Raw genomic sequence first — 24,005 nt, forward strand, 5'->3', positions numbered from 1 at the left:
CAGTGCCACAGGGAGTTGAACATGAGTTATTCACACGCAGGGCATATCGATGCACTAAACCACAATGTGGCTGATCTTGCTGGCAAAATTAATGTTTCTTTTGAGTTTTTCCCACCGAGCAGTGAGAAGATGGAAGAAACCTTATGGAATTCCATTCATCGTTTAAAAACCTTGCAACCTAAATTTGTCTCTGTGACTTATGGAGCAAACTCTGGTGAACGCGACCGTACTCACTCCATTATTAAAGAAATTAAAGATCAAACGGGCCTGATTGCGGCGCCTCATTTAACCTGTATTGATGCTTCACGTGATGAGTTAAAAGAGATTGCACAAGATTATTGGAATAATGGTATTCGCGATATCGTTGCATTACGAGGCGATTTACCTCCCGGTGGTGGCAAGCCAGACATGTACGCCGCCGATTTGGTGGCGCTGTTAAAAGGAGTGGCTGACTTTGATATTTCTGTCGCCGCTTACCCTGAAGTGCATCCTGAAGCCAAAAATGCCCAAGCGGATTTAATCAATTTAAAACGTAAAGTCGATGCCGGGGCAAACCGAGCGATTACGCAATTCTTTTTTGATGTCGAAAGTTATCTTCGCTTCCGTGACCGCTGCGTGACCGCTGGCATTGAAGTTGAAATTATTCCCGGCATTTTACCGGTATCGAACTACAAGCAAGCAAAGCGTTTTGCTGATATGACCAATGTGCGTATTCCAAGCTGGATGGCGAAACAATATGAAGGTTTGGATGACGACCCAGTGACACGTCAGATGGTCGGGGCAAGCCAAGCCATTGATATGGTTCGCACACTCAGCCGTGAAGGGGTGAAAGATTTCCACTTCTATACTCTAAACCGTTCAGAGATGACGTACGCTCTTTGTCATACTTTGGGAGTTCGCCCTCGTTAATTCTTTTATATCGTGAGGTTAATAACTGCACGATGCAAGGCCGATGAATGATTTTTCATCGGCCTTTTTGTTTGCCGACAATTTTTTGCTGATTAGTTTTTTTTGATTGTTTTTTTCTGATTGGTTTTTAGTGATTGGCTTTTTGCGAATCAACAGGAAGCGATAATAAAAAACCGCGCAGAGCATGATGACGCTGCGCGGTTTGTGATTGAGGTGTGCGATAACTTAAGCGGTGTTACGCATACCTGCCGCAATACCTGCAATCGTTAGCATCAATGCTTCTTCCAACTCTGAAGAAGGGTTGTCAGTTTGACGAGTACGATAAAGTAATTCGGCTTGTAGCATGTTCAATGGCTCAACGTAGATGTTACGTAGGCGAATTGATTCTAATCCCCACGGATCACTTTGCATTAAGTTCTCGTTATTTTCGACATTCAGAACCGTTACGATGTCTTTTTGCAGTTGTTCACGGAGGCGCTCGCCCAGTGGCCACAAAGATTCGTCGGTTAGGCGATGATCGTAGTAACGAGAGATATCGATATTACATTTTGAGTACACCATTTCTAGCATACCTAAGCGGGTTGAGAAGAATGGCCATTCACGACACATTTCTTCTAGCATAGGTTGATGGCCTTGATTTACAACATGTTGAATTGCTTCACCTGCGCCAAGCCAAGCCGGTAAGACTAAGCGGTTTTGGCTCCAAGAGAAGATCCATGGAATTGCACGTAAGCTTTCTACGCCACCATTCGGGTTACGTTTAGAAGGGCGAGAACCTAAAGGTAATTTGCCCAATTCCATCTCAGGGGTGGCCGCGCGGAAATAAGGCACGAAATCAGGCTCACCACGAACTACGCCACGGTAAGCATCACATGAGACATCCGAAATGGTTTGCATCAATTCACGCCATTCTTTTTTCGGCTCTGGTGGTGGCAATAAGTTGGCTTCTAAAATCGCAGCGGCGTACAAATTAAAGCTATTTACGGCGACGTCGGGTAAACCAAGTTTAAAGCGAATCATCTCACCTTGCTCGGTCACACGTAGGCCACCTTTTAAGCTGCGAGGCGGTTGAGATAAGAGTGCAGCGTGTGCAGGTGCACCACCACGGCCAACTGTACCACCGCGACCGTGGAAGAGGGTTAAATCAATCCCTTCGGCATCAGACACTTTAACCAGTTTATCCATCGCATCGTACTGTGCCCAACCTGCGGCCATGACACCAGCATCTTTCGCCGAGTCTGAATAGCCAATCATTACCATTTGATGGTTGTTGATGAAATTACGATACCAATCTAATGAGAACAGTTGTTTCATGACTTCTTCAGAGCGATTTAAGTCATCCAAAGTTTCGAATAATGGGCAGACATCCATACGGAATTTGCAGCCACACTCTTGCAAGATAAGGTGCACCGCTAGGACATCAGAAGCGGTACGTGCCATGGAAATTACATAAGCACCGAAGGCTTCACGCGGATGCTCTGCCATGACGCGGCAAGTATCAAGCACTTCTTGCACTTCCGGTGACGGCTCCCAATTACGAGGAAGAAGCGGGCGTTTTGAGCTCAGCTCTTTGATTAAAAAGGCCACCTTTTCTTCTTCAGGCCATTGATCATAATCGCCAATTTCTAAAAAGCGTGTCATTTCGGTAATAACATCGGCATGACGAGTGCTTTCTTGGCGAATATCAAGGCGTACTAAGTGAATACCGAACGCATTAACGCGACGCAGAGTATCCAACAAAGAACCTTCGGCAATGATGCTCATACCGCATTCATGCAGTGATTGGTAACAGGCCAGTAATGGGTCCCATAACTGCTCAACTCGTTCTAAAATCGGCAAACTTGGGACTTCTTTACCATTAATACGTGCATCAAGGACGGTACAGGTATTATTTAATAAAGTACGTAAGCGCTTGAGAATGGCGCGATAAGGTTCGTGCTCTTCACCTGACAATTCACGCACTTTATGATTACAGGCGGTCATTGATAACTCAGTAATCAGATCTTGAATGTCTGTGAAGTATAAATCAGCTGCTTTCCAGCGAGAGAGTAGGAGCACTTCTGCGGTGATTGGATGAGTCACATTTGGGTTACCGTCGCGGTCTCCCCCCATCCAGGATGAGAAATGTACCGGACGAGCATCAATCGGTAACGATTCACCAGTGAATTCTTTAACTCGGCCATTAAATTCACGTAGGAATTCAGGCACGGCTTGCCAAAGTGAGTTTTCGACAACCGCAAAGCCCCATTTAGCTTCATCTAATGGAGTTGGGCGTTGCTGACGAATGACATCGGAATGCCAAGCCTGAGCAATCAGACCTTCTAAACGACGTTCGGTTTTTAGGCGTTCACGACGAGATAAATCACTGTGTTCTAAAAGCGCGAGGCATTTGTTGATTTTGACCAATTTATTGATCATGGTGCGACGAGCAATTTCAGTTGGGTGCGCGGTTAATACCAGTTCAATGTTCAATTCTTTGATGGCTTGCGCTGCAGCATCTTGGCTGATGTTATTGGAGGCTAATTTGTTGAATAAGGATTCAATGGCGTCAGGTTCACAAATGTATTCTTCGCAATGGCGAGAAATAGTATGAAATTGTTCAGCGATATTGGTTAAGTTCAAGAATTGGCTAAAAGCATGGGCAACGGGAGTCAGTTGGTCATCGGGAAGATTTTTGATTTCTTCAACTAAGCTTTCCCTTGCTTCTTGGTTACCTGCACGAGCGGATTTGGAAAGTTTTCGAATGGTTTCGACTTTCCCAAGAATCGCGTCACCATGCGCTTCTTGAATGGTTGCGCCGAGTAAGTCACCGAGCATGCGTACGTTGCTCTTTAAAGCGGCATATTTTTCATTCATTGTCGTTTCACCTTGTAATTTAATTACATCCATTTAATTTTTAACCACTACAATCTAGCGAAAATATTTGCACTGAGTCAAATATTTGCCGCCATAGTGAAAAAATAATACCGATATTCTTGACGTAAATCAGTTATGGCCAAGTGATAAAATTGATTCAATTGCAGTAAGAAACTGTTGTTATTTATACCATAGTGCGCAAAAAGAGACCGTCTTGCCGTGTGTGAATGCGGCAAGATTCATTTTTCACTCGCCGTTGTTTCATTTTGCGTCTCGGCCAGCAAAGCAATATTCCTGTATGGCTTTAGACAATAAACGAATGGTTGGGTCGATAAACTCAAAGGCTAAAAATTCATCAGGTTGATGAGCTTGGTCTATCGAACCTGGGCCCATCACTAATGTGGGGCAGACTTGCTGTAAAAATGGCGCTTCCGTGCAGTAGTTAACGGTTTCACAAGGCATTTCTGTTAAGGATTCGATGCTGTGAATAAAAGGGTGGTCGTGATGACACTCATACCCCGGGATCGCTTCATGTAATGGTTGGATATCAATGCGACCAGGCCATTTGTCTTGCACTTCCTTTAGCGCTGACGTCAGCATGTTATTTAAGCCATCTAAGCTGATACCCGGTAAAGGACGGACATCGTAATGTAATTCACAGCAGCCACAAATTCGATTAGCGCTGTCACCACCATGAATATGCCCAAGGTTTAAGGTCGGGGTTGGAATATCAAAACCCGGATGATGGTATTGCTTGATCAGTTGATTGCGCAGTTGCATTAACGCAAATAATACTTCATGTATAATTTCAATGGCATTTACGCCTAAAGCCGGATTTGACGAATGCCCTGAATGGCCAGTAACTCGAATGGCGTTGGCAACATGGCCTTTGTGCGCTCGAATCGGTTTTAAACTTGTAGGCTCACCAATGATGCAGTAATCGGGTTGATAAGGGGTATCACCATTGAGGCAGGATTCGGTAAAATGCCGAGCACCTAGCATGCTGGTTTCTTCATCACAGGTGGCTAAAACATATAAAGGCTTGGTTTGGTTGGTCCAATCGATGCTTCTGACGGTTTCTAAAATAAAGGCGAAGAAGCCTTTCATATCCGCAGTTCCTAAACCATAAAAGCGGTTGTTATCTTCGGTGAGAGCATGTGGATTATAATTCCAGCGACCTTCATCAAATGGCACGGTATCTGAATGGCCAGACAACAACAGCCCGCCTTCACCTTGTCCCTTCTTGGCGATGAGATTGTGCTTTCCTTGTGCTACCTCGATAACTTCGACCGTAAAGTCTAAATCTTCAAACCATTGCGCGAGTTTGGCGATGACTTGTGCGTTGCCTTGATCCCAAGCTGGGTCGGTGGCGCTAATCGAAGAGGTCGAGATCAGGTCACGATAAACCGTTTTAAAATTCGGTATTGTCATAATAAGTCCATTTAATCCGTTAAAAGGTCGCAAAAGAGAGACTGTCATTGAGGTAAGACAGCACAGCCTCATTGTGCTCGATAAGCTTTCTATTGACAAGAAGCATATAAAACGATAAAACACATATTAAATCATTATTTGTGAATAAAAAATCAAATAATGGCGATTTTTTAGAGAGTGTAGTCAGCTTCGATAATACATTGCAGCAAAATTTTAGCCCTGTTATGGTATAGCGAGCTTGATGAGAAAGTGTTCAACAAGCACCACGAGTACATGAAGAACTCGCACACAAACAAATGGATAGGTGAGTATGCTGAAAACAGTCATTATTGGAGCCAGCGGTTATACCGGGGCAGAGTTGGCCTTAATGGTAGAAAAACACCCACAGCTGACTTTGTCGGGTTTATACGTATCGGAAAAGAGTGTCGATGCTGGTAAGCCGATTTCACAATTACATGGCAAACTCAAAGGATTGGTTGATCTTCCTGTCCAACCGTTAATCTCAGTCGGCGATGTCGCAACTCAATGCGATGTGGTTTTTCTCGCAACCGCCCATGAAGTTAGCCACGATCTTGCCCCAACATTTCTTGCCCACGATTGCACCGTCTTTGATTTATCTGGCGCTTATCGAGTGAAAGCGGAAGGTTTTTATCCTCAATATTACGGTTTTGAACATACCGAATCGCAATGGCTTGAGAAAGCGGTGTACGGCTTGGCTGAATGGAATGAACAGCAGATTGAGAATGCGCAATTAATTGCCGTACCGGGTTGTTATCCTACGGCCTCTCAATTGGCGATCAAACCATTGGTGGAAGCTCAACTGCTCGATTTAACCCAGTGGCCTGTGATTAATGCCACCAGCGGCGTCACGGGTGCTGGACGTAAAGCCACTATGACCAATAGCTTTTGTGAAGTCAGCTTGCAGCCTTATGGTGTCTTTAACCATCGTCATCAACCTGAGATCGCCAAGCATTTGGGTTGCGATGTGATTTTTACTCCTCACCTTGGCAATTTTAAACGCGGCATCCTCGCAACTATTACTATGAAATTAGCCGCTGGGGTGACGCAAGAGCAGATTCAGCAAGCCTTTATCTCGGCCTATCAAGGCAAGCCAGCAGTACGTCTTTTAGATGTGATTCCTCGTTTACAACATGTTGAGAATACACCGTTTTGTGATATCGGCTGGAAGGTACAAGGTGGGCATATTATCGTGGTTTCAGCGATCGATAACCTGCTAAAAGGCGCTTCAAGCCAAGCGATGCAATGTTTGAATTTGCGTTACGGCTTTCCTGTCTTAACGGCATTAGTGTAAGGGCGTCGCATGAGCATTAATCCATTAGTGATCAAATTAGGCGGCGCGGTGTTATCGGATACCGATACTTTGGCGTTGCTGTTTCAAACCATTTCCCATTATCAACAACAAGCTCAGCGCGCGGTCGTGATCGTGCACGGTGGCGGCTATTTAGTCGATGAGCTTATGGACAAACTCCAACTGGAAACGGTTAAAAAAAATGGCTTACGTGTGACTCCGTTTGAGCACATTAACTACATTAGCGGTGCACTGGCCGGAACGGCGAACAAATTACTGCAAGGTCAAGCGATGAAGCTGGGGCTGAATGCGGTGGGCTTAAGCTTGGCGGATGGTGGATTGTGTCAGGTGACGCAACTGTCACAAGACTTAGGCGCAGTTGGGGAAGCGAAGGCTGGAGAGGCGAGCGTGCTTAAGGCGATTTTAAGTACAGGGGCGCTGCCGATCATTAGCTCAATTGGCCTGACAAAAGAAGGGCAATTGATGAACGTGAATGCTGACCAAGCGGCGGTTGCGGTGGCGACAGCGTTAGATGCGGAACTGGCATTATTGTCTGATGTGTCAGGGGTATTGGATGCAAAAAAACAATTGATCGCTCAACTGGATCAAAACATGGCGGATCAATTGATCGCACAAGGCGTGATTACCGACGGCATGATCGTCAAAGTCCAAGCTGCATTAGACGCTGCAAAACAATTAGGCCGCGCCATTGAAGTGGCTGGCTGGAAAGAGCCGCAAAAATTAACACAGCTCTTAGCGGGCAATAGCATCGGAACTCGCTTTTTGCCTTAGTGGCGAGAAGCATTATTAATTATCCACGGATTAACGCTAATACAAACTAACGCTTAACCGCGTGCGTGATTCCAAGGAAGGCAAAATCAATATTTGGGAGAAGTACAATGAGTATATTAAGCGTTGATAAATCAAGTGTTAACAAGGTTGTCGTGGCGTATTCGGGAGGCTTAGACACCTCGGTTATCATTCCGTGGTTAAAAGAAAACTACGAATGTGAAGTGGTGGCGTTTGTGGCCGATGTTGGTCAAGGTGAAGAAGAGTTAGTCGGCATTAAAGAAAAAGCCATCGCCTCTGGTGCCTCTGAGTGTTATATCGCAGACCTAAAAGAAGAAATGGTCGCTGACTATATTTACCCAACCCTAAAAACAGGCGCTTTGTATGAAGGTAAATATCTATTAGGCACCTCAATGGCTCGTCCTATTATTGCTAAAGCGCAAGTTGAAGTAGCACGTAAAGTTGGGGCTGATGCTTTGTGTCACGGCTGTACCGGTAAAGGGAATGACCAAGTCCGTTTTGAAGGTGCGTTTGCTGCGCTTGCCCCAGATTTGCATGTGATTGCACCGTGGCGTGAATGGGATTTAGTAAGCCGTGAAGAATGTTTAGATTACCTAGCGGAGCGTAATATTCCGTGTACCGCTTCTTTGACTAAAATCTACTCGCGTGATGCGAACGCATGGCACATTTCAACCGAAGGTGGCGTGCTAGAAAATACTTGGAATGCGCCGAATGAAGATTGTTGGGTATGGACGGTCGATCCGGAGCAAGCGCCCAATGAAGCGGAATACGTAACATTAAAAGTAGAAAAAGGCGCGGTTGTTGCCGTTGATGGCCAAGCGCTTTCTCCGTATCAAACGCTGGTAGCCTTAAATGAGAAGGGAGCCAAACACGGAGTTGGTCGTATAGATATCGTGGAAAACCGTTTGGTTGGCATGAAGTCTCGTGGTTGTTATGAAACTCCGGGAGGCACCATCATGATGGAAGCGTTGCGCGCAGTTGAACAACTGGTATTGGATAAAGCCTCTTTTGAGTTCCGTGAAGAATTAGGGGTGAAAGCATCGCACCTTGTTTATGATGGCCGTTGGTTCACTCCTTTATGTAAATCACTACTTGCTGCGACCGAAACCTTGGCGCAAGATGTGAATGGTGAAGTGGTGGTTAAGCTTTATAAAGGTCAAGCTACGGTGACGCAAAAACGTTCTGATAACAGCTTATATTCAGAAGAGTTTGCGACCTTCGGTGCCGATGAAGTTTACGACCAAAGCCATGCGGGTGGATTTATTCGTTTGTACTCACTAGCAAGCCGTATTCGTGCGTTGAACGAAGCGAAGAAGAAATAAAAAAGAAGGTTCCTAGTTCCTTGTCCCTAGTTTCTAGGCTGTGGAGCTAGAGAATTTATACAAAACGTTATAATTATAAAAGCGTTAGGTTCAATCCTAAAAACACAGAACCTAACGCATCAGTGATTTCTAGGGACTAGGAACCAGAACCTAGTCACCCAATTGAGCAATGGACCAAGCAGGAGATTCACAATGGCATTATGGGGCGGAAGATTTACCCAAGCAGCAGACACTCGGTTTAAACAGTTCAATGACTCATTGCGCTTTGATTACCGATTGGCTGAACAAGACATTGTGGGTTCCATCGCTTGGTCTAAGTCGTTGTTGTCTGTTGGGGTCTTAACGGAAGAAGAACAACAAAAATTAGAGCTGGCACTTAATGAATTAAAACTGGCGGTGATGGAAGATCCGGAGCAAATTTTGCAATCGGATGCAGAAGATATTCACAGCTGGGTCGAAACTCAACTGATCAACCGCGTCGGTGATTTAGGCAAAAAACTGCATACTGGCCGTTCTCGTAATGATCAAGTCGCCACCGATCTAAAACTATGGTGTCGTCAGCAAGGTCACCAATTGCTTATTGCCTTAGATCGTCTGCAATCACAAATGGTTGCGGTGGCACGTGAACATCAAGGCACGGTTTTGCCGGGTTATACTCACTTACAACGTGCTCAACCGGTAACATTTGCTCATTGGTGTTTAGCCTATGTCGAAATGTTTGAACGTGATTATTCGCGTTTATCCGATGCAATTAAGCGTCTTGATACCTGCCCATTAGGTTCTGGTGCCTTGGCGGGAACCGCGTACCCGATGGATCGTGAGCAATTAGCACATAATCTTGGTTTTCAACGCGCTACTCGTAATAGCTTAGATTCGGTTTCCGATCGCGATCATGTGATGGAATTAATGTCGGTAGCGTCAATTTCTATGCTGCATTTATCACGTCTGGCAGAAGATATGATTTTCTATAACTCAGGCGAATCGGGCTTTATTGAGTTAGCTGATACGGTGACATCAGGTTCTTCTTTAATGCCACAAAAGAAAAACCCCGATGCGTTGGAGCTTATCCGTGGTAAGACCGGTCGTGTGTATGGCTCGCTGGCCGCCATGATGATGACCGTGAAAGCTTTGCCACTGGCGTATAACAAAGACATGCAAGAAGACAAAGAAGGCTTATTTGATGCGCTCGATACTTGGAACGACTGCATGGAAATGGCCGCGTTATGTTTTGATGGCATCAAAGTGAATGGTGAAAGAACTTTAGAAGCCGCCAAACAAGGTTATGCCAACTCCACCGAGCTGGCCGATTACTTAGTGGCGAAAGGTATCCCATTCCGTGAAGCGCACCATATTGTGGGTGTGGCGGTGGTGAGTGCCATTGCTAAATCGTGCGCTTTAGAAGAGCTTTCACTGACAGAATTGAAAGCTTTCTCACCGGTAATTGAAGAGGATGTGTATAACATTCTGACCATAGATTCTTGCTTGGAAAAACGTTCGGCTTTAGGGGGGGTATCACCAAAACAAGTGGCTTACGCGGTTAATCAAGCGCAAAAACGTTTGGATGAGCGAGACAATTCTGGTGTCACGGTGCGCGCAGCACGTTTAACCGATATTGATGCACTTGAAGGCATGGTGGCGTATTGGGCGGGCTTAGGCGAAAACCTACCACGTAGCCGTAATGAACTGATCCGTGATATTGGCTCGTTTGCTGTATCGGAACATCATGGTGAAGTAACGGGTTGTGCTTCTTTGTACGTCTATGATTCGGGATTAGCCGAAATTCGTTCATTAGGTATTGAAGCCGGCTGGCAAGGTCAAGGTCAGGGGGCTGCCATCATTAAGCACTTAGTCGATAAAGCTCGTCAAATGGCGATTAAGAAAGTGTTTGTGTTAACTCGTGTTCCAGAGTTCTTTATGAAACAAGAGTTTATTCCAACCTCTAAAACCTTGTTACCAGAGAAAGTGCTAAAAGATTGCGATCAATGCCCACGTCAGCATGCTTGTGATGAGGTCGCACTGGAAATTAATCTTAATGAACAAGTGATCCTGCGCGTCGGTGTCGCTTAAGCAAAAGAAATAATGCAATGAAGGGTTGAGTCGTTGGAACTTTATTTTTAGTTAAGCGTCTTAACAGTACACTGCTTTTTCTTAATTTGAATCTCCTTAAGATGGTTAAGAACGCCCCGTTTCGGTTTCGATGCGGGGTTTTTTGTTGCCATCATTTTCACTCCAATAATAGTGAGTGTCATGCTCCCCACTAAAATAAAGAGCTGCGTAAAAGCCTTCCTGTATTAAGCGCATATTATGGATAAATGTTTTCATTGTGACCTCTTTGGGAGTGATGAGAAAAAAAAAGAGGCCAAAAGGGTGGCCTCAAAGCAGTCGAGTGCGCGACTTTGTTGCATCAACAATAAGGTTAGGTGAGTAACCATTAAGCTGATTGAAGAGTTTTGATCCTAATGGCTTTAATATGGACAAAAAGCTTTGATAGCTCCAATCATTTAGTGCTATTGTTTTGATAGTTTTTAACTATGGAGTGATAGCGTGAATATCCGTGACTTTGAATACTTGGTTGCTTTAGCCGAGCATAAACATTTTCGCAAAGCCGCAGAAGCTTGTTTTGTCAGTCAGCCTACTTTAAGTGGCCAGATTCGTAAGCTGGAAGATGAACTCGGAACCTCGTTATTAGAACGCAGTAGCCGACGGGTATTATTTACCGATTCAGGGTTACAACTGGTCGCTCAAGCTAAGCGTGTTTTAGGCGAAGTGAAAACCTTCACTGAAATGGCAAGCTTGCAAGGTAAAGAAATGAGTGGCCCATTGCATATTGGTTTTATTCCAACCATTGGTCCGTATATCTTACCGTTAATAGTACAGCCGCTTAAAAAAGCATTTCCTGATTTAGAATTGTTTTTACACGAAGCTCAGACCAATCAATTGGTTCGTCAACTGGAAGAAGGACGAATTGATTGCATTATTTTAGCCTCTGTTGCGGAAACCGAACCTTTTATTGAGTTGGATATGTTTGATGAGCCCCTCATGATGGCGGTGCCAGAGAATCATCCGTGGGCAGAAAAAACCGAATTGGATATGCATGAGCTGAAAGGACATACGGTCTTGTCTTTAGGAGATGGTCACTGTTTACGCGATCAAGCCTTGGGCTTTTGCTTTGCCGCAGGAGCTAGCGATGATGACCGCTTTAAAGCCACCAGTTTAGAAACTCTGCGTAATATGGTTGCCGCAGGGGGCGGAGTGACGTTACTGCCTAAATTATCTGTGCCGAAAGAGAAAGTAAAAGATGGCGTGAGTTATTTGAAGGCGGTCAATCCAACACCAAGTCGTAAAGTAGTGTTGGCTTATCGACCGGGCTCACCATTACGTAAACGTTTTGAACAGCTTGCTGACTTTGTGACTCAAACCGTTGCGATGGAATAATGATAATTAGAGACAAATTCAGTTGTTAGTGAGTGAAAACAGAGAGAAAAAAGAGGCCAGTGGCCTCTTTTTTATTGGTAGGATTGATACATAACAGACTTAGAATAAGCTATCGCCATCTTCATCTTCTGTATATAAATCCGTGCCTTTATCATCAGAGATATATTCGGTTGGTTCTGTACCCGCTTTAAAGTATTCCCACATTGAGGAATCATCATTTTTACGAGTTAACAGCCCTGAATCACGGTCGATACGGACACGAATAATACCCGCAGGTAGTTGAGTTTCTTGCTCTGGCACATTTTTTAGCGCCACTTTCATGAAGTCTACCCAAGCCGGTTGCGCGGTTGTTGCTCCAGATTCTCCACCGTTATATTGCTCTTTACGGGTAAAGTTTGCATTGGCGGCAGTGTAACCGAGTGGGCGGTTAGCTTGGTCAAATCCGACCCAAGTGGTGGCTACAATTCCGGGAGCATAACCATTAAACCAAGTATCGACAGAGTCATTGGTGGTACCGGTTTTACCGCCGATGTCACGACGTTTTAAAACTTGTCCACGCCAGCCGGTGCCATTCCAACCTGTGCCCTTACTCCAGACGCCACCACCCCAAATATTGCTGTACATCATTTCACGCACTAAGAACGCGGTTTGTTCGGAAATGACTTTTTCAGCATGTTTTGGCATTTCTTCTGTGCCTTTATCATCCACCACAATAGGCTGTTGCGAGCATTGGGTATCGCATACTGTGGTTGGGTTTGAGCGGTATAATAAGTTGCCATAAGGATCATTAACATGATCAATATAGTAAGGCTCGACGTAGTAACCACCGTTGGCGAACACCGAAATACCTTGTGCCATTTGCATTGGTGTTAAACTACCAGCCCCTAGAGCTATGGTTTCTGAGTGTGGCAGCTTTTCCGGGTCAAAACCAAAACGAGGTAGGTAATCGAGTACATTATCTAAGCCAACTCGTCTGAGGGTACGTACCGCCATAACGTTCTTCGATTGTGCTAGGCCGCGGCGCAGCATTGTCGGTCCAAGGTACACTGGTGGCGAGTTTTTCGGACGCCATGCTGTGCCTTGCCCCTGATCCCATTGGTTGATCGGCGCATCGTTAATTAAGGTCGCTAGAGTTAAACCTTTATCAATTGCGGCAGAATAAATAAATGGCTTGATACTTGAACCTACTTGACGCTCTGCCATTGTGGCGCGGTCAAACTTACTGTGGACAAAGTTAAAACCACCCACCAGAGAGAGCACCGCACCATCTTCAGGGTTGAGTGCGACAAAGGCGGTGTTCACAATCGGCACTTGGCTGAGTTGCCAAGACACTTTATCTAAAGGATCGATACCTTGTTCATCTTCGTCCACATCTTGTTTCATTAAGGTATTTTCGGTTTCTTCTACAGCTGGTTTTTCCTGTAAAACTCCCATAGGACGAACCCAGATTTGCTGACCAACTTCAAGCATATCTGACGCTTTACTTGGTGCAGGACCTTGACGTTTGTCATTGTAATATTTACGAGCCCATTTCAAGCCATCCCATTCGATGGTTTGTTCACCACGGTTTTTGATATACACCGTCGCGGAGCGTTGCGCAATGCTGGTCACCAAGGCAGGATGAATTAACCCAAAAGTCGGTTTGTTTTTGAGGTATTTATCCATTTGTTCTTGGGTAAATGCTTTGTCCGTTGGTTTCCAAGCGATGGCTTCAGGGCCACGATAACCGTGACGCTCATCGTAATTTAATAGGTTACCAATGGCGGCTTCGTTGGCGGCTTCTTGTAAGTCAGATTTAACGGATGTGTAGATTTGTATACCGGAGCTGTAAGCCTCTTCACCGTAGCGTTTAACTGCCCAACCACGTGCTAACTCAGCAACATAGGGAGCATTCACTTCAATATGAGCGCCGTGGTATTTACCATCAATCGGTTCGGCATCGGCAGCATCAAATTCTTGTTGCGTGATGTATTTCTCTTCGAGCATACGCAGTAGTACCACATGGCGACGAGTTTTAGCGCGATCAATTGAGTAAATCGGGTTCATGGTAGAAGGGGCTTTCGGTAAACCTGCGATAATCGCCATTTCACCTAAAGTTAAATCTTTCGGCTCTTTACCAAAATAAGTTAACGAGGCTGCACCCACACCATAAGAGCGATAACCCAAATAAATCTTATTTAGATAGAGCTCTAAAATTTCTTGTTTATTCAACACTTGTTCAATGTGCAGTGCGATAAAAATTTCTTTAATTTTACGCATAATCTTCTTGTCATTGGATAAGAAGAAGTTACGAGCTAGTTGCTGAGTAATGGTACTTGCACCTTGTTTTGCTGAACCTGATATCGCAACTACCACGGCAGCACGTACGATACCAATGGGATCGATACCGTAGTGTTGATAGTAACGACTGTCTTCGGTCGCAATAAACGCTTCCTGCATTTTTAGCGGAATATCATCAAGTTTAAGAGGGATACGTCGTTTTTCACCAAATTGGGCGATTAACTTTCCATCTTGACTGAAAACTTGCATTGGCGTTTGCAGTTGTACGTTCTTTAAGGTTGCAACGTCTGGGAGCTGTGGTTTTAGGTAGTAATAGAACCCAAAAATTGTAGTCACTCCAAGAATCATGCAAACAAATGAAAATATGAGCAATGGCTTTATGAACTTCACCGGATATTCCCTGATTGAGTAAGGATGTGTCGATATAAACACCTGTACAGTAGGTGCTCATATTAGCATATCGTTAAAAAAATGCGTTCTTAACTTTATATTTCATTGGTTCAAAAAAGAGGTCATTCACAACGGAGTGACATCCATAAGTGTATCCATGTATTTCGTTAATTTCTTAAGCAAATTCATTGATCATCGATATGTGTGTGTTTGTTAATCCAACCATTATGGAGGTGATCAGCCTCTGACTGGAGCCGAGTGTTATGGGTAAATCTTTTGTTACGGGTATTGATATCGGTCATCACAGTATAAAAGCTGTGGTTGTTAAGCCCGTTGGAGTGCAGTTTGAACTGGTGACTTATGCCGAAGTACCAGTAAGCGGCGCTATTTTTTCAGATAACCATACGGTGAATCATCAAGAAATTGTCAAAAATCTAAAACAGCTCAAAAAACAGCTTCCGATGAGAGCCAAAAAAGTGGTGTTGGCGGTGCCCGATAGTGCCGTGATCAGTAAATTGTTGCATATCGATAGTGAACTTGAGGAGCGCGAAAAAGAATTTGCGCTTTATCAGTTGTTTGCTCAACAGTCGCCATTTCCCATCGAAGAGTTGAGCTTAGATTATGTCAAGCTTGAACCGGAGCGGGCAACGGTCTCTAGCACGAGCACTTATCAAGTCTATGCTACCCGCAAAGAGGTAATTGAAAGTCGCGTTGAGGTCATCAAAAAATCGGGCTTTACTCCATGGGTGATGGATTTACAAGCGCACGGATTATTACGAGTGTGGCAAATGGCTTGCCAAGAACAAGCCGAAAAAGCCAATGGCTTATTGGTTGATATCGGTCAAAGCCAAACCTCTATCTGTATTTTGCCGGCAGGGCGTCCCGCTTATTACAAAGATTTTCCCCTTGGCACGCAGCAGCTGCCTTCCTCGTTAACTACATCACAAGCGGTTTCCGAGCCGAGTTTTACTTTGTCATTGGAACCACCTGAGTCCTTTATTGCTGAATTAGCGGAGCGCTTAACTCGGCAATTGAGTTTGTATGCTTCGGTAAACCAGCAACATCAGATTGACGGGGTGTGGCTGACCGGTGGAGGAGCGACCTTGCTTGGGCTTGAAGAATCACTCTCTACTAAATTGAATTTGCCAGTGGCGCGCTTTAACCCTTTTGCTCGCTTACAAGGCAAGTTGACCATTCCTGAGCGTATGGAACCTGGTACTTTTGGGGTTGCTGTGGGCTTAGCACTCAAAGGGTTGCAGTGGCAAGGAGGAAAACATGTTGCATGACATTAACTTATTGCCCTGGCGAGAAGAAAAAAGGCAGCAATATAAACAACGATTTTACGTCATGGTGGTTGCCGGCATGGTGTTGGCGTTTTTACTGCAGTGGGCGGGCAGCGCTTATCTTGATTACCTAAAAAATGAGCAAAGGCAACGTAATCAACAATTACAAACCTATTTGTCTGAGCTGGATAAACAATTGCTCAATATGAAAGAAATTGAAGCCAAGCACAGGTCGATTTTAACTCGTTTACGCTTAGTGGAATCGCTACAAAATGAGCGTAATAAAACCACGGATTTTATGAATTTGATGCCAGCCTTGGTTCCGGAAGGCGTGTATATCGACAAAATTAAAATGAGTGGCCGAGAAGTGGAGATGGCTGGCATGAGTGACAGTACCGCACGCCTTGCCACGATGCTTGATAATTTTGAAAACTCGAAGTGGCTAACCGAGGTTGAAATGCATTCGATCATTTCAGGCAAAGTGTTATTTGGTAAAAAATTCCAAAGTTTTAAATTGTCGTTTCGCTTTGATGGGAGCGCCACCGCACCGCTCACTACTGAGCAAATCACTAGCGCTCAAGTGCTCACTCAGGGAGGAAGTCACTAATGGTCGATTTTCGTGAATTGGATCTTGATGACATGCCAGAATGGCCATTATTACCGCAATTATTAGCGATTGGTGGCCTCATTATTGTGCTGCAAATTGTGGGTACTTGGTTTTACCTGTCACCGCAACATGATGAGTTAAACCAAATTCGCCAACAAGAAGTGACACTCAAAAGCTCAATTCGTATCAAGGCGGCCAAAGTGGCTGCTTTACCTCAATTACAAGCTCAATTGGATGAGCTCAATACCCGTTATCAATATCTACTCAAGCAACTGCCGGTGCAAAAGGAATTAGCCAGCATGTTGTCTTCGGTTAATGACATGGGGCTTAAGAATGATTTGACCTTTACGCGAGTGGATTGGGGAGAAAAGCAGGTACAAGAATTCTTGTATCGCTTACCGCTGAATATCGAATTAACAGGGGCTTACAACAATATTGGGCAGTTTTCAGAAGCGATTGCTAAGTTGCCTCGTATTATCAGTTTACACAACGTGGAATGGCAACGAGTCAGCCAAGAGAGCAGCACTTTGCATTTTCGGGTTCGAGCGTACACCTACCAGTTTAAGTCACAGGAGGTGCAGTAATGAAATATCACTTTGGGTGGCACTCTGCTGCTTGGGCCATGATTGTCATGCTAACAGGGTGTCAAACATCAGAAAATGACATTGATAGTTTTATCGCTCAAGTGGAAAACCAATCGCGTAAAGAAATTGCCCAGTTAGAGCCTGAAAAAACCTTTCAAGCCAGTCAGTTTAATGCTCACGAGCTTCGAGGGCCGTTTATGCTGCCTGCCATTGCGGTCGCCAATCAGCCCAAAATCAAGCAAGACTGTTGGCAACCTCGCTTGAGAACGAAAACCGGAGCCTTGGAGTTATACCCTTTAGAACAACTGTCTTTAAGAGGAGTAATGGCAAGCAAAGGGGATATTTCAGGTTTAGTACAAACCCCCAAAGGGACTTTAGTCAGTGTGACGGCAGGGGAATACCTTGGCCTGAATAATGGGAAAGTAACCAAAGTGACTCCGCAATTTATTTTAATCAAAGAAACCCTCCCAGATGGGCTGGGATGTTGGCAACAGCGTAGTGTGAAGCTAGCGCTGAAATAACCTCTACCACAAACATGAAGACAATAATTGAGTATTACATTATGCATAAAGGATTAACGCTGACAGGATTAACGCATCACACTGGTTTGATATCGGCCATAGCCTGTTTATTTATGTTTGGACCCATCGCGATGGCAGCCCCTACGACGACGTCTACGGTTTCCACAACCCAAACTTCGGTACAACCGGCGTTTAGCAATCAATTTGTTGGGCTCGATTTTCGGATCAATAAACAAAAAGAAGGGGTGATTGTGGTGAAACTCTCCTCTTCAACTTCTGCTGTGGATATTAAAAAGAATGCCCAAGGCTTAACGATCGATCTGATTCATACGCGTGTCAGTGATGATGACTTATACGTTATTGATGTTAAAGATTTTTCAACGGCAGTCAGTACCGTTGAGGTCTTTCGAGAGGGGGAGAATACCCGTTTACAAGCGGTGGTGAGCGGTGACTTTAGTTATGACTATCGCTTAAAAGGCAACAATCTTGAAATCACCGTCACGGAGAGAAAAGCAACGAAGTCGGCGGCTCAATCTAAGACGGTGTTAGAAGGGGAAAATAAAAAGATTTCGATTAACTTTCAAGATATTCCGGTGCGAAACGTCCTGCAATTAATCGCAGAGTATAACGGTTTTAATCTCGTGGTCTCAGATTCGGTAACGGGTAACCTAACTCTGCGCTTAGATGGCGTACCGTGGCAACAAGTGCTGGATATTATTTTGCAAGTAAAAGGACTGGATAAGCAAATTGAAGGTAATGTGGTGTTAGTGGCTCCGCAAGCTGAACTGGATGCTCAACAAAAACAACGTTTAGAGCAAGCTCGTATGGAAGAAGAGCTTGGCAACTTGAGTTCAGAGTTGGTGCAAATTAATTTTGCTAAAGCTTCGGATATTGCCGCCTTAATTGGAGGGGAAGGGGAAGTCAGTATGTTGTCGAGTCGTGGCAATATCAATGTCGATGAACGTACCAACTCGCTGCTTATTCGTGATTTAACCACCAATATTGAAGTGATTAAAGGCATTATTGAAGCGTTAGATATTCCGGTAAAGCAGGTGCAAATTGAAGCTCGTATTGTGACTGTGAGTGAGGGGAATTTGCAAGATCTCGGCGTGCGTTGGGGGGTGAGTAATACTAATGGTTCGTTTTCGACCGGCGGTTCGATTGAAAGCAATTTAGCCAATGCCAATCGTCATGGTCAAAATGGTCGTGGTGGTTTAATGGATGGTGATGATTTGGACTTTGCTGGCGGCGATCAAAAAGTTGGCATTGATGATTTTTTAAATGTTAATTTAGCCGCAACCAGTTCCAATGCTTCAAGTATTGCCTTTCAAGTGGCTAAATTAGGCTCTGATACGTTATTGGATTTAGAGTTATCGGCGCTACAAGCTGAATCGAAAGCTGAAATTATTTCCAGCCCACGCCTGATCACGACCAACAAGCAACCGGCTTATATTGAGCAAGGGACCGAAATTCCTTATTTGGAAGCCTCCTCCAGTGGTGCTACCTCAGTCAGTTTTAAAAAAGCGGTGCTGAGTTTAAAGGTTACTCCTCAAATTACCCCAGACAATCGCTTGGTGTTGGATTTGAGTGTGACGCAAGACCGCCCCGGTGAAGTGGTGAAGACTGGAGATGGGGAAGCGGTGGCCATTGATACCCAGCGCATCGGAACTCAAGTGCTGGTGGATAATGGAGAAACGGTCGTGTTGGGCGGTATCTATCAACATTCAGTCCAAACCAGTGTTGATAAAGTGCCTTTGTTAGGTGATATCCCTTATCTTGGGGCGTTATTTCGTCGTAGTTATGAAAATTATGGCAAGAGCGAGTTATTGATTTTTGTTACGCCTAAAGTCATTCTACAGTAGTGAATTTGCTCTCAAAAATGAGATTGTGGAACTGGCTCAGTTGGAGATAAATTCACACTTAGTAAAATTAAAGTTGCATTAGTGGCACCATACTTAGATAATTTCGGGTCTGATCACGAATTATCTGTGAGGAATTAGGTGCCATAATGATATCTAATGAGCTTTTGTTTGTTTAAAAACAATGGGTTAATTAGAGAGTCCAATGGCGATGTCATTAAATTAACGTTGAATTACTGCTAAACATGGCCGAAAAACGCAATATTTTTCTTGTTGGCCCAATGGGTGCCGGCAAAAGTACAATTGGTAGACATCTAGCTCAACAGCTGCACATGGAGTTTTTAGATTCTGATACGGTTATTGAGCAAAGAACTGGTGCAGACATCAGTTGGGTATTTGATGTTGAAGGTGAAGAAGGTTTCCGCGTTCGCGAAGAAGCCGTCATTGACGATCTAACACAAGAGCAAGGTATCGTTCTTGCGACAGGTGGTGGCTCAATTAAGAGCAAAGATAACCGCAATCGCCTCTCTGCTCGTGGTATTGTTGTCTATTTAGAAACCACGATTGAAAAGCAATTAACACGAACAAACCGTGATAAAAAGCGTCCATTATTACAAACGGGTGAGCCGCGTGAAGTGTTAGAAGCATTAGCGGCGGAACGTAATCCTTTATATGAAGAGATTGCAGACTATACCGTACGTACGGATGATCAAAGCGCGAAAGTTGTGGCAAATCTTATTGTTAAGATGTTAGACGAAAATTAATCGATAGCTTAGGAGCCCCAAACCATGGAACGGATTAATGTGGATCTTGCAGAGCGGAGCTATCCCATTTCGATTGGCGCTGGATTATTAAGTGATCCAGCGCTTTTCTCATCTTTAAAACCACAGCAAAAAGTCGTCGTTATTAGTAATACCACGGTGGCTCCTTTGTACGCCCCAAGATTAATGGCGACCTTACAAAGCCTCGAATGCCAAGTTGATTTACTGACGTTACCAGATGGTGAGCAATACAAATCGCTGGAAACGTTCAATACCATCATGACTTTCTTATTAGAAGGCAGTTATAACCGTGATGTGGTATTGGTGGCATTAGGTGGTGGTGTGATTGGTGATTTAGTTGGCTTTGCTGCCGCTTGTTATCACCGTGGTGTCGATTTTATTCAAGTACCCACGACCTTGTTATCCCAAGTGGATTCTTCGGTTGGGGGGAAAACGGCGGTCAATCATCCTTTAGGTAAGAACATGATCGGGGCTTTTTATCAGCCCAAGTCGGTAGTGATTGATACCGACTGTTTAAATACCTTACCTGAACGTGAATTCGCAGCGGGCATGGCCGAGGTGATTAAGTACGGCATCATTATCGATAGTGATTTTTTTGCCTGGCTTGAACAGCATGTCGATAAATTAGTGGCGTTGGATAATCCCGCGCTGTGCTACGCCATTGCTCGTTGTTGCCAGATTAAAGCTGATGTTGTGAATGCCGATGAAAAAGAGTCCGGTGTTCGGGCGTTGCTTAATCTCGGTCATACCTATGGTCATGCGATTGAAGCTGAAATGGGGTATGGCAATTGGTTACATGGCGAAGCGGTAGCCTCAGGTACTATGATGGCGGCCCAGACGTCAGTATTACGTTCGTTGATGACCCCACAACAGTTAGAGCGAATTAAAACGCTGTTAGTCAAATTCAACTTACCCATTCATACCCCAGAAAGCATGTCGTATGAGCATTTTATTAAGCACATGATGCGAGATAAAAAAGTATTAGCAGGGCAGTTACGGTTAATCTTACCTACCGGGATAGGCTCTGCAGAGGTTCTCGGTGATACCGATGAAGCCATCATTAGACAAGCGATAGAAGCCTGTCGTTAGTATTAAGGCCTTTGAGTTATATCAAGCTCAAAGGTCTTTTTCATTGCATTCAAGAAATTTATGTTTATTTGACATATATAACTTACTAACATGTTAATACAAAAAGAAAATTTTCTTGATTTGAAAGAGGCTAGTAATGAGTATGACTCATGATGGAGCACCCATTGTGCAATTGGAATCGCAACAACAATTATTAGACAACTTGCAACAGATGATTCGTCTCGATTCAAATCTGATCTGTGTCGCCGGTAAAAAGGGGGCAGGTAAGTCTTGGTTAGCGCAACGTTTCCTTAATACTGACTCCGCCATTCAAACCTTGTCTTTTCTCATTTGTTTACCATCTCAAACGGCAGAACAGCAACGCAGTGTGCTACTGGGACAATTGCTTTCAGATAGCTTCTGTACTGGCGAAGAAACCTTAACCGAAAGTTTAGGGACTTTTCGTGGCGAGCAAGAATGCAAAGCTACGATTGTGGTTGATGATGCTAACTTACTGACGCATCATCTATTGGATGAATTAGCCCAACTGGTGTTGGAAGCTCAGAACCAACCACTGTGGCAAATCAATGTTATTTTATTTGCTAACCCAGATTTAATCGATGAAGCTTCGTTAACGACCCTACCAAAACCCGATTTTAAACATTTGGTAATTGAGCCTTTCCGTCCTCAAGAAGTGAATGATTTTCTTGAACAACTGGTGATCCCTGCACATCATGTAGATTCAGAGAAAAAGCAACAAGCCATTTATCAGGCCGCTCAAAAAGTCGAAGCTTATCCCGGCAATCTTTATGCTTTGGCGGAAAAACATCGCCCACCGGTCGTATGTTGGGTAAAACGTTCTTTAATTGCCATTATCATTTTATTGCTCGCCTTAGGCGGTTGGTCTTGGTGGACCAGCTATCAAGCGAGGGTACAAGACCAAATGCTTGATGCTGGAAGCCAGAAGGATGAGCAACAAGTAGCCCCAACGGACGAATCCGCGACAACTGACGCGAGCAGTTCGGCGCAATCAACCCTTTCATCTCAAAGCGAGTCAACTCAACAAGACGATGCGCTGCCACCGAGTGTTACTGAAAAAACCTTAACGGTTGGCGATGAGACCAATGGCGAGCAAAAACGTGTCGTGGTACCGGCGAATGTGGTGGATGCGCTGTTAAATGGTGAAAGCCCAAAATCGGCCAAAGTCAGTCAAGAAGACGTACAAAACTTACCGGCGACGAATTATTCTTCGATTGCTGATGGTAACTTAACCCTAGCAAGCGAAGCGTTATTAGCGATTCCTGAGCAGCGCTATACTTTGCAATTGGCAGCAGTTACCGAAGAAGAGGAAGCGATCAATTTCCTTAAAATGTATGACTTAGATGGCAAAGTTCGTATTTATCGTACCCTTCGTGGTCAACAGCCTTGGTATATTATTACCTATAAAGATTTTGCTAGCATTCAGGAGACTCGAGAAGCGATTCAAGAGTTATCGTTAGCGCTACAAAAAGAACAACCTTGGCCAAAATCAATGGCACAAGTGCATCAAGAAATTGAGAAAGCGAAATAACGCTGAGTCTCGCGCTGAAATGTGTTACATTCCCCACCCCATTAGCAATAGTTGATGGGTTGGTGAAAGATATGTGGTCGGTGAGTAGTAAAATAAATGAAGAAGCAGCGAGCTTTCCTCAAATGGGCAGGCGGTAAATACGGATTAGTTGAAGATATTCAACGTCACCTACCAGAAGGTAGAAAACTGATTGAGCCTTTTGTCGGGGCTGGTTCAGTGTTTCTTAATACCGACTATGACCAATACTTATTAGCCGATATCAACCCTGATCTGATTAATTTGTATAATTTGCTTAAAGAGCAGCCGGATAACTTTATCCAAGAGGCTCAGCGCTTTTTTACGAGTGAATACAATCGTAAAGAGGTGTATTTAGGCATCAGAGCCGATTTTAATCAAAGCCAAGATACCTTTTTTCGCTCCTTAGCTTTCCTCTATATGAACCGTTTTGGATTTAATGGCTTATGCCGTTATAACAAAAAGGGCGGATTTAATGTGCCGTTTGGTTCGTATAAAAAACCTTACTTTCCTGAAAAAGAAATGCTGCATTTTGCTGAAAAAGCTAAAAAAGCCAGCTTTGTCTGTGAAAGTTATCCCCAAACCTTTGCGCGTGCTCGTAAAGGGTGTGTCGTATATTGCGACCCCCCGTACGCTCCCCTTGCTCAAGCCAGTAATTTTACGTCGTATGCCGGCAATGGCTTTTCGTTGGATGACCAAGCTGAATTAGCCAGTATTGCTGAACACACAGCAATGCAGCGAGAGATCCCTGTTTTGATTTCTAATCACGATACGGCATTAACTCGTCGTCTTTATAAAGGCGCTCAATTAAATGTTGTGAAAGTAAAACGCACCATCAGCCGTAATGGCTCAGGCCGTAATAAAGTGGATGAGTTGTTGGCGTTGTTTGAAGCGAAGGGATAGGCTGGTTTCTGGTTTCTGGTTTCTGGTTCCTAGTTTCTAGGTACGAGTTACGAGGACGCTGCGCTCGGGAG

The 24,005-nt window shown here is 44.3% G+C and carries 19 protein-coding genes; 15 read left to right on the plus strand and 4 right to left on the minus strand.

What is annotated here, in order from left to right:
• Positions 1-21 precede the first annotated feature (21 nt).
• On the plus strand, positions 22-909 hold the full coding sequence (metF, locus tag VCA1004_RS00990) for a methylenetetrahydrofolate reductase (RefSeq protein WP_086982002.1): 888 nt from the start codon (positions 22-24) through the stop codon (positions 907-909).
• Between the two features lie 225 nt (positions 910-1,134).
• On the opposite strand, the gene ppc is transcribed toward metF, so the two are convergent.
• The gene (gene ppc, locus VCA1004_RS00995; RefSeq protein ID WP_086982003.1) at positions 1,135-3,765 is read right to left on the minus strand and encodes a phosphoenolpyruvate carboxylase; all 2,631 of its coding nucleotides are present in this window, start codon (positions 3,763-3,765) and stop codon (positions 1,135-1,137) included.
• A 261-nt stretch (positions 3,766-4,026) separates the two neighbouring features.
• A complete protein-coding gene (argE, locus tag VCA1004_RS01000) occupies positions 4,027-5,196 on the minus strand; it encodes an acetylornithine deacetylase (RefSeq protein WP_086982004.1) in 1,170 nt (389 codons plus the stop codon).
• A gap of 310 nt (positions 5,197-5,506) precedes the next feature.
• Between argE and argC the strand changes: the two genes are divergently transcribed.
• The 4 genes from argC to argH all read left to right on the plus strand — a co-directional run bounded on the left by argC (position 5,507) and on the right by argH (position 10,704).
• Positions 5,507-6,508 (plus strand): N-acetyl-gamma-glutamyl-phosphate reductase, encoded by a 1,002-nt coding sequence (gene argC, locus VCA1004_RS01005; RefSeq protein WP_086982005.1) that lies wholly within the window; start codon positions 5,507-5,509, stop codon positions 6,506-6,508.
• A gap of 9 nt (positions 6,509-6,517) precedes the next feature.
• The gene (gene argB / locus VCA1004_RS01010) at positions 6,518-7,297 is read left to right on the plus strand and encodes an acetylglutamate kinase (protein WP_086982006.1); all 780 of its coding nucleotides are present in this window, start codon (positions 6,518-6,520) and stop codon (positions 7,295-7,297) included.
• 107 nt (positions 7,298-7,404) lie between these two features.
• Entirely contained in the window at positions 7,405-8,637 is a 1,233-nt protein-coding gene (locus tag VCA1004_RS01015; protein ID WP_086982007.1) for an argininosuccinate synthase, read from the plus strand.
• Positions 8,638-8,829: 192 nt separating this feature from the next.
• The gene (gene argH / locus VCA1004_RS01020) at positions 8,830-10,704 is read left to right on the plus strand and encodes an argininosuccinate lyase (RefSeq protein ID WP_086982008.1); all 1,875 of its coding nucleotides are present in this window, start codon (positions 8,830-8,832) and stop codon (positions 10,702-10,704) included.
• Positions 10,705-10,809: 105 nt separating this feature from the next.
• On the opposite strand, the gene VCA1004_RS15155 is transcribed toward argH, so the two are convergent.
• On the minus strand, positions 10,810-10,959 hold the full coding sequence (locus VCA1004_RS15155; protein ID WP_164520808.1) for a hypothetical protein: 150 nt from the start codon (positions 10,957-10,959) through the stop codon (positions 10,810-10,812).
• Positions 10,960-11,181: 222 nt separating this feature from the next.
• Here VCA1004_RS15155 and oxyR point away from each other — a divergent pair, with 222 nt between their 5' ends.
• Complete coding sequence (gene oxyR, locus VCA1004_RS01025) at positions 11,182-12,072, plus strand: DNA-binding transcriptional regulator OxyR (protein WP_086982009.1); 891 nt, start codon at positions 11,182-11,184, stop codon at positions 12,070-12,072.
• 99 nt (positions 12,073-12,171) lie between these two features.
• Here the strand turns inward: oxyR and VCA1004_RS01030 are convergent, their stop codons facing one another.
• Positions 12,172-14,742, minus strand: coding sequence for a penicillin-binding protein 1A (locus tag VCA1004_RS01030; protein WP_086982010.1), 2,571 nt, complete (start codon positions 14,740-14,742; stop codon positions 12,172-12,174).
• Positions 14,743-15,005: 263 nt separating this feature from the next.
• Here VCA1004_RS01030 and pilM point away from each other — a divergent pair, with 263 nt between their 5' ends.
• The 9 genes from pilM to dam all read left to right on the plus strand — a co-directional run bounded on the left by pilM (position 15,006) and on the right by dam (position 23,934).
• A complete protein-coding gene (gene pilM, locus VCA1004_RS01035) occupies positions 15,006-16,028 on the plus strand; it encodes a type IV pilus assembly protein PilM (protein WP_086982011.1) in 1,023 nt (340 codons plus the stop codon).
• Positions 16,018-16,632, plus strand: a complete 615-nt coding sequence (locus VCA1004_RS01040; RefSeq protein ID WP_086982012.1) for a PilN domain-containing protein — start codon at positions 16,018-16,020, stop codon at positions 16,630-16,632. The genes pilM and VCA1004_RS01040 overlap by 11 nt, the downstream gene beginning before the upstream one ends.
• The gene (locus VCA1004_RS01045; protein ID WP_086982013.1) at positions 16,632-17,216 is read left to right on the plus strand and encodes a type IV pilus inner membrane component PilO; all 585 of its coding nucleotides are present in this window, start codon (positions 16,632-16,634) and stop codon (positions 17,214-17,216) included. Before VCA1004_RS01040 ends, VCA1004_RS01045 begins: the two co-directional genes overlap by 1 nt.
• Positions 17,216-17,737 (plus strand): pilus assembly protein PilP, encoded by a 522-nt coding sequence (locus tag VCA1004_RS01050; protein ID WP_086982014.1) that lies wholly within the window; start codon positions 17,216-17,218, stop codon positions 17,735-17,737. Before VCA1004_RS01045 ends, VCA1004_RS01050 begins: the two co-directional genes overlap by 1 nt.
• Before the next feature lie 131 nt (positions 17,738-17,868).
• Positions 17,869-19,599 carry a type IV pilus secretin PilQ gene (locus tag VCA1004_RS01055; RefSeq protein ID WP_408646887.1) on the plus strand — a complete coding sequence of 577 codons (1,731 nt, stop codon included), beginning with the start codon at positions 17,869-17,871 and terminating at the stop codon, positions 19,597-19,599.
• A 242-nt stretch (positions 19,600-19,841) separates the two neighbouring features.
• Entirely contained in the window at positions 19,842-20,360 is a 519-nt protein-coding gene (gene aroK, locus VCA1004_RS01060) for a shikimate kinase AroK (RefSeq protein ID WP_086982016.1), read from the plus strand.
• Positions 20,361-20,384: 24 nt separating this feature from the next.
• Positions 20,385-21,467 (plus strand): 3-dehydroquinate synthase, encoded by a 1,083-nt coding sequence (aroB, locus tag VCA1004_RS01065; RefSeq protein ID WP_086982017.1) that lies wholly within the window; start codon positions 20,385-20,387, stop codon positions 21,465-21,467.
• 136 nt (positions 21,468-21,603) lie between these two features.
• Entirely contained in the window at positions 21,604-23,016 is a 1,413-nt protein-coding gene (locus VCA1004_RS01070) for an SPOR domain-containing protein (RefSeq protein ID WP_086982018.1), read from the plus strand.
• 96 nt (positions 23,017-23,112) lie between these two features.
• Positions 23,113-23,934: an adenine-specific DNA-methyltransferase gene (gene dam, locus VCA1004_RS01075; RefSeq protein WP_086982019.1), complete on the plus strand. Its 822-nt coding sequence runs from the start codon at positions 23,113-23,115 to the stop codon at positions 23,932-23,934.
• The last annotated feature ends 71 nt before the right edge of the window (positions 23,935-24,005 follow it).

The organism is Vibrio aphrogenes, from assembly GCF_002157735.2.
Lineage (GTDB): Bacteria > Pseudomonadota > Gammaproteobacteria > Enterobacterales > Vibrionaceae > Vibrio > Vibrio aphrogenes.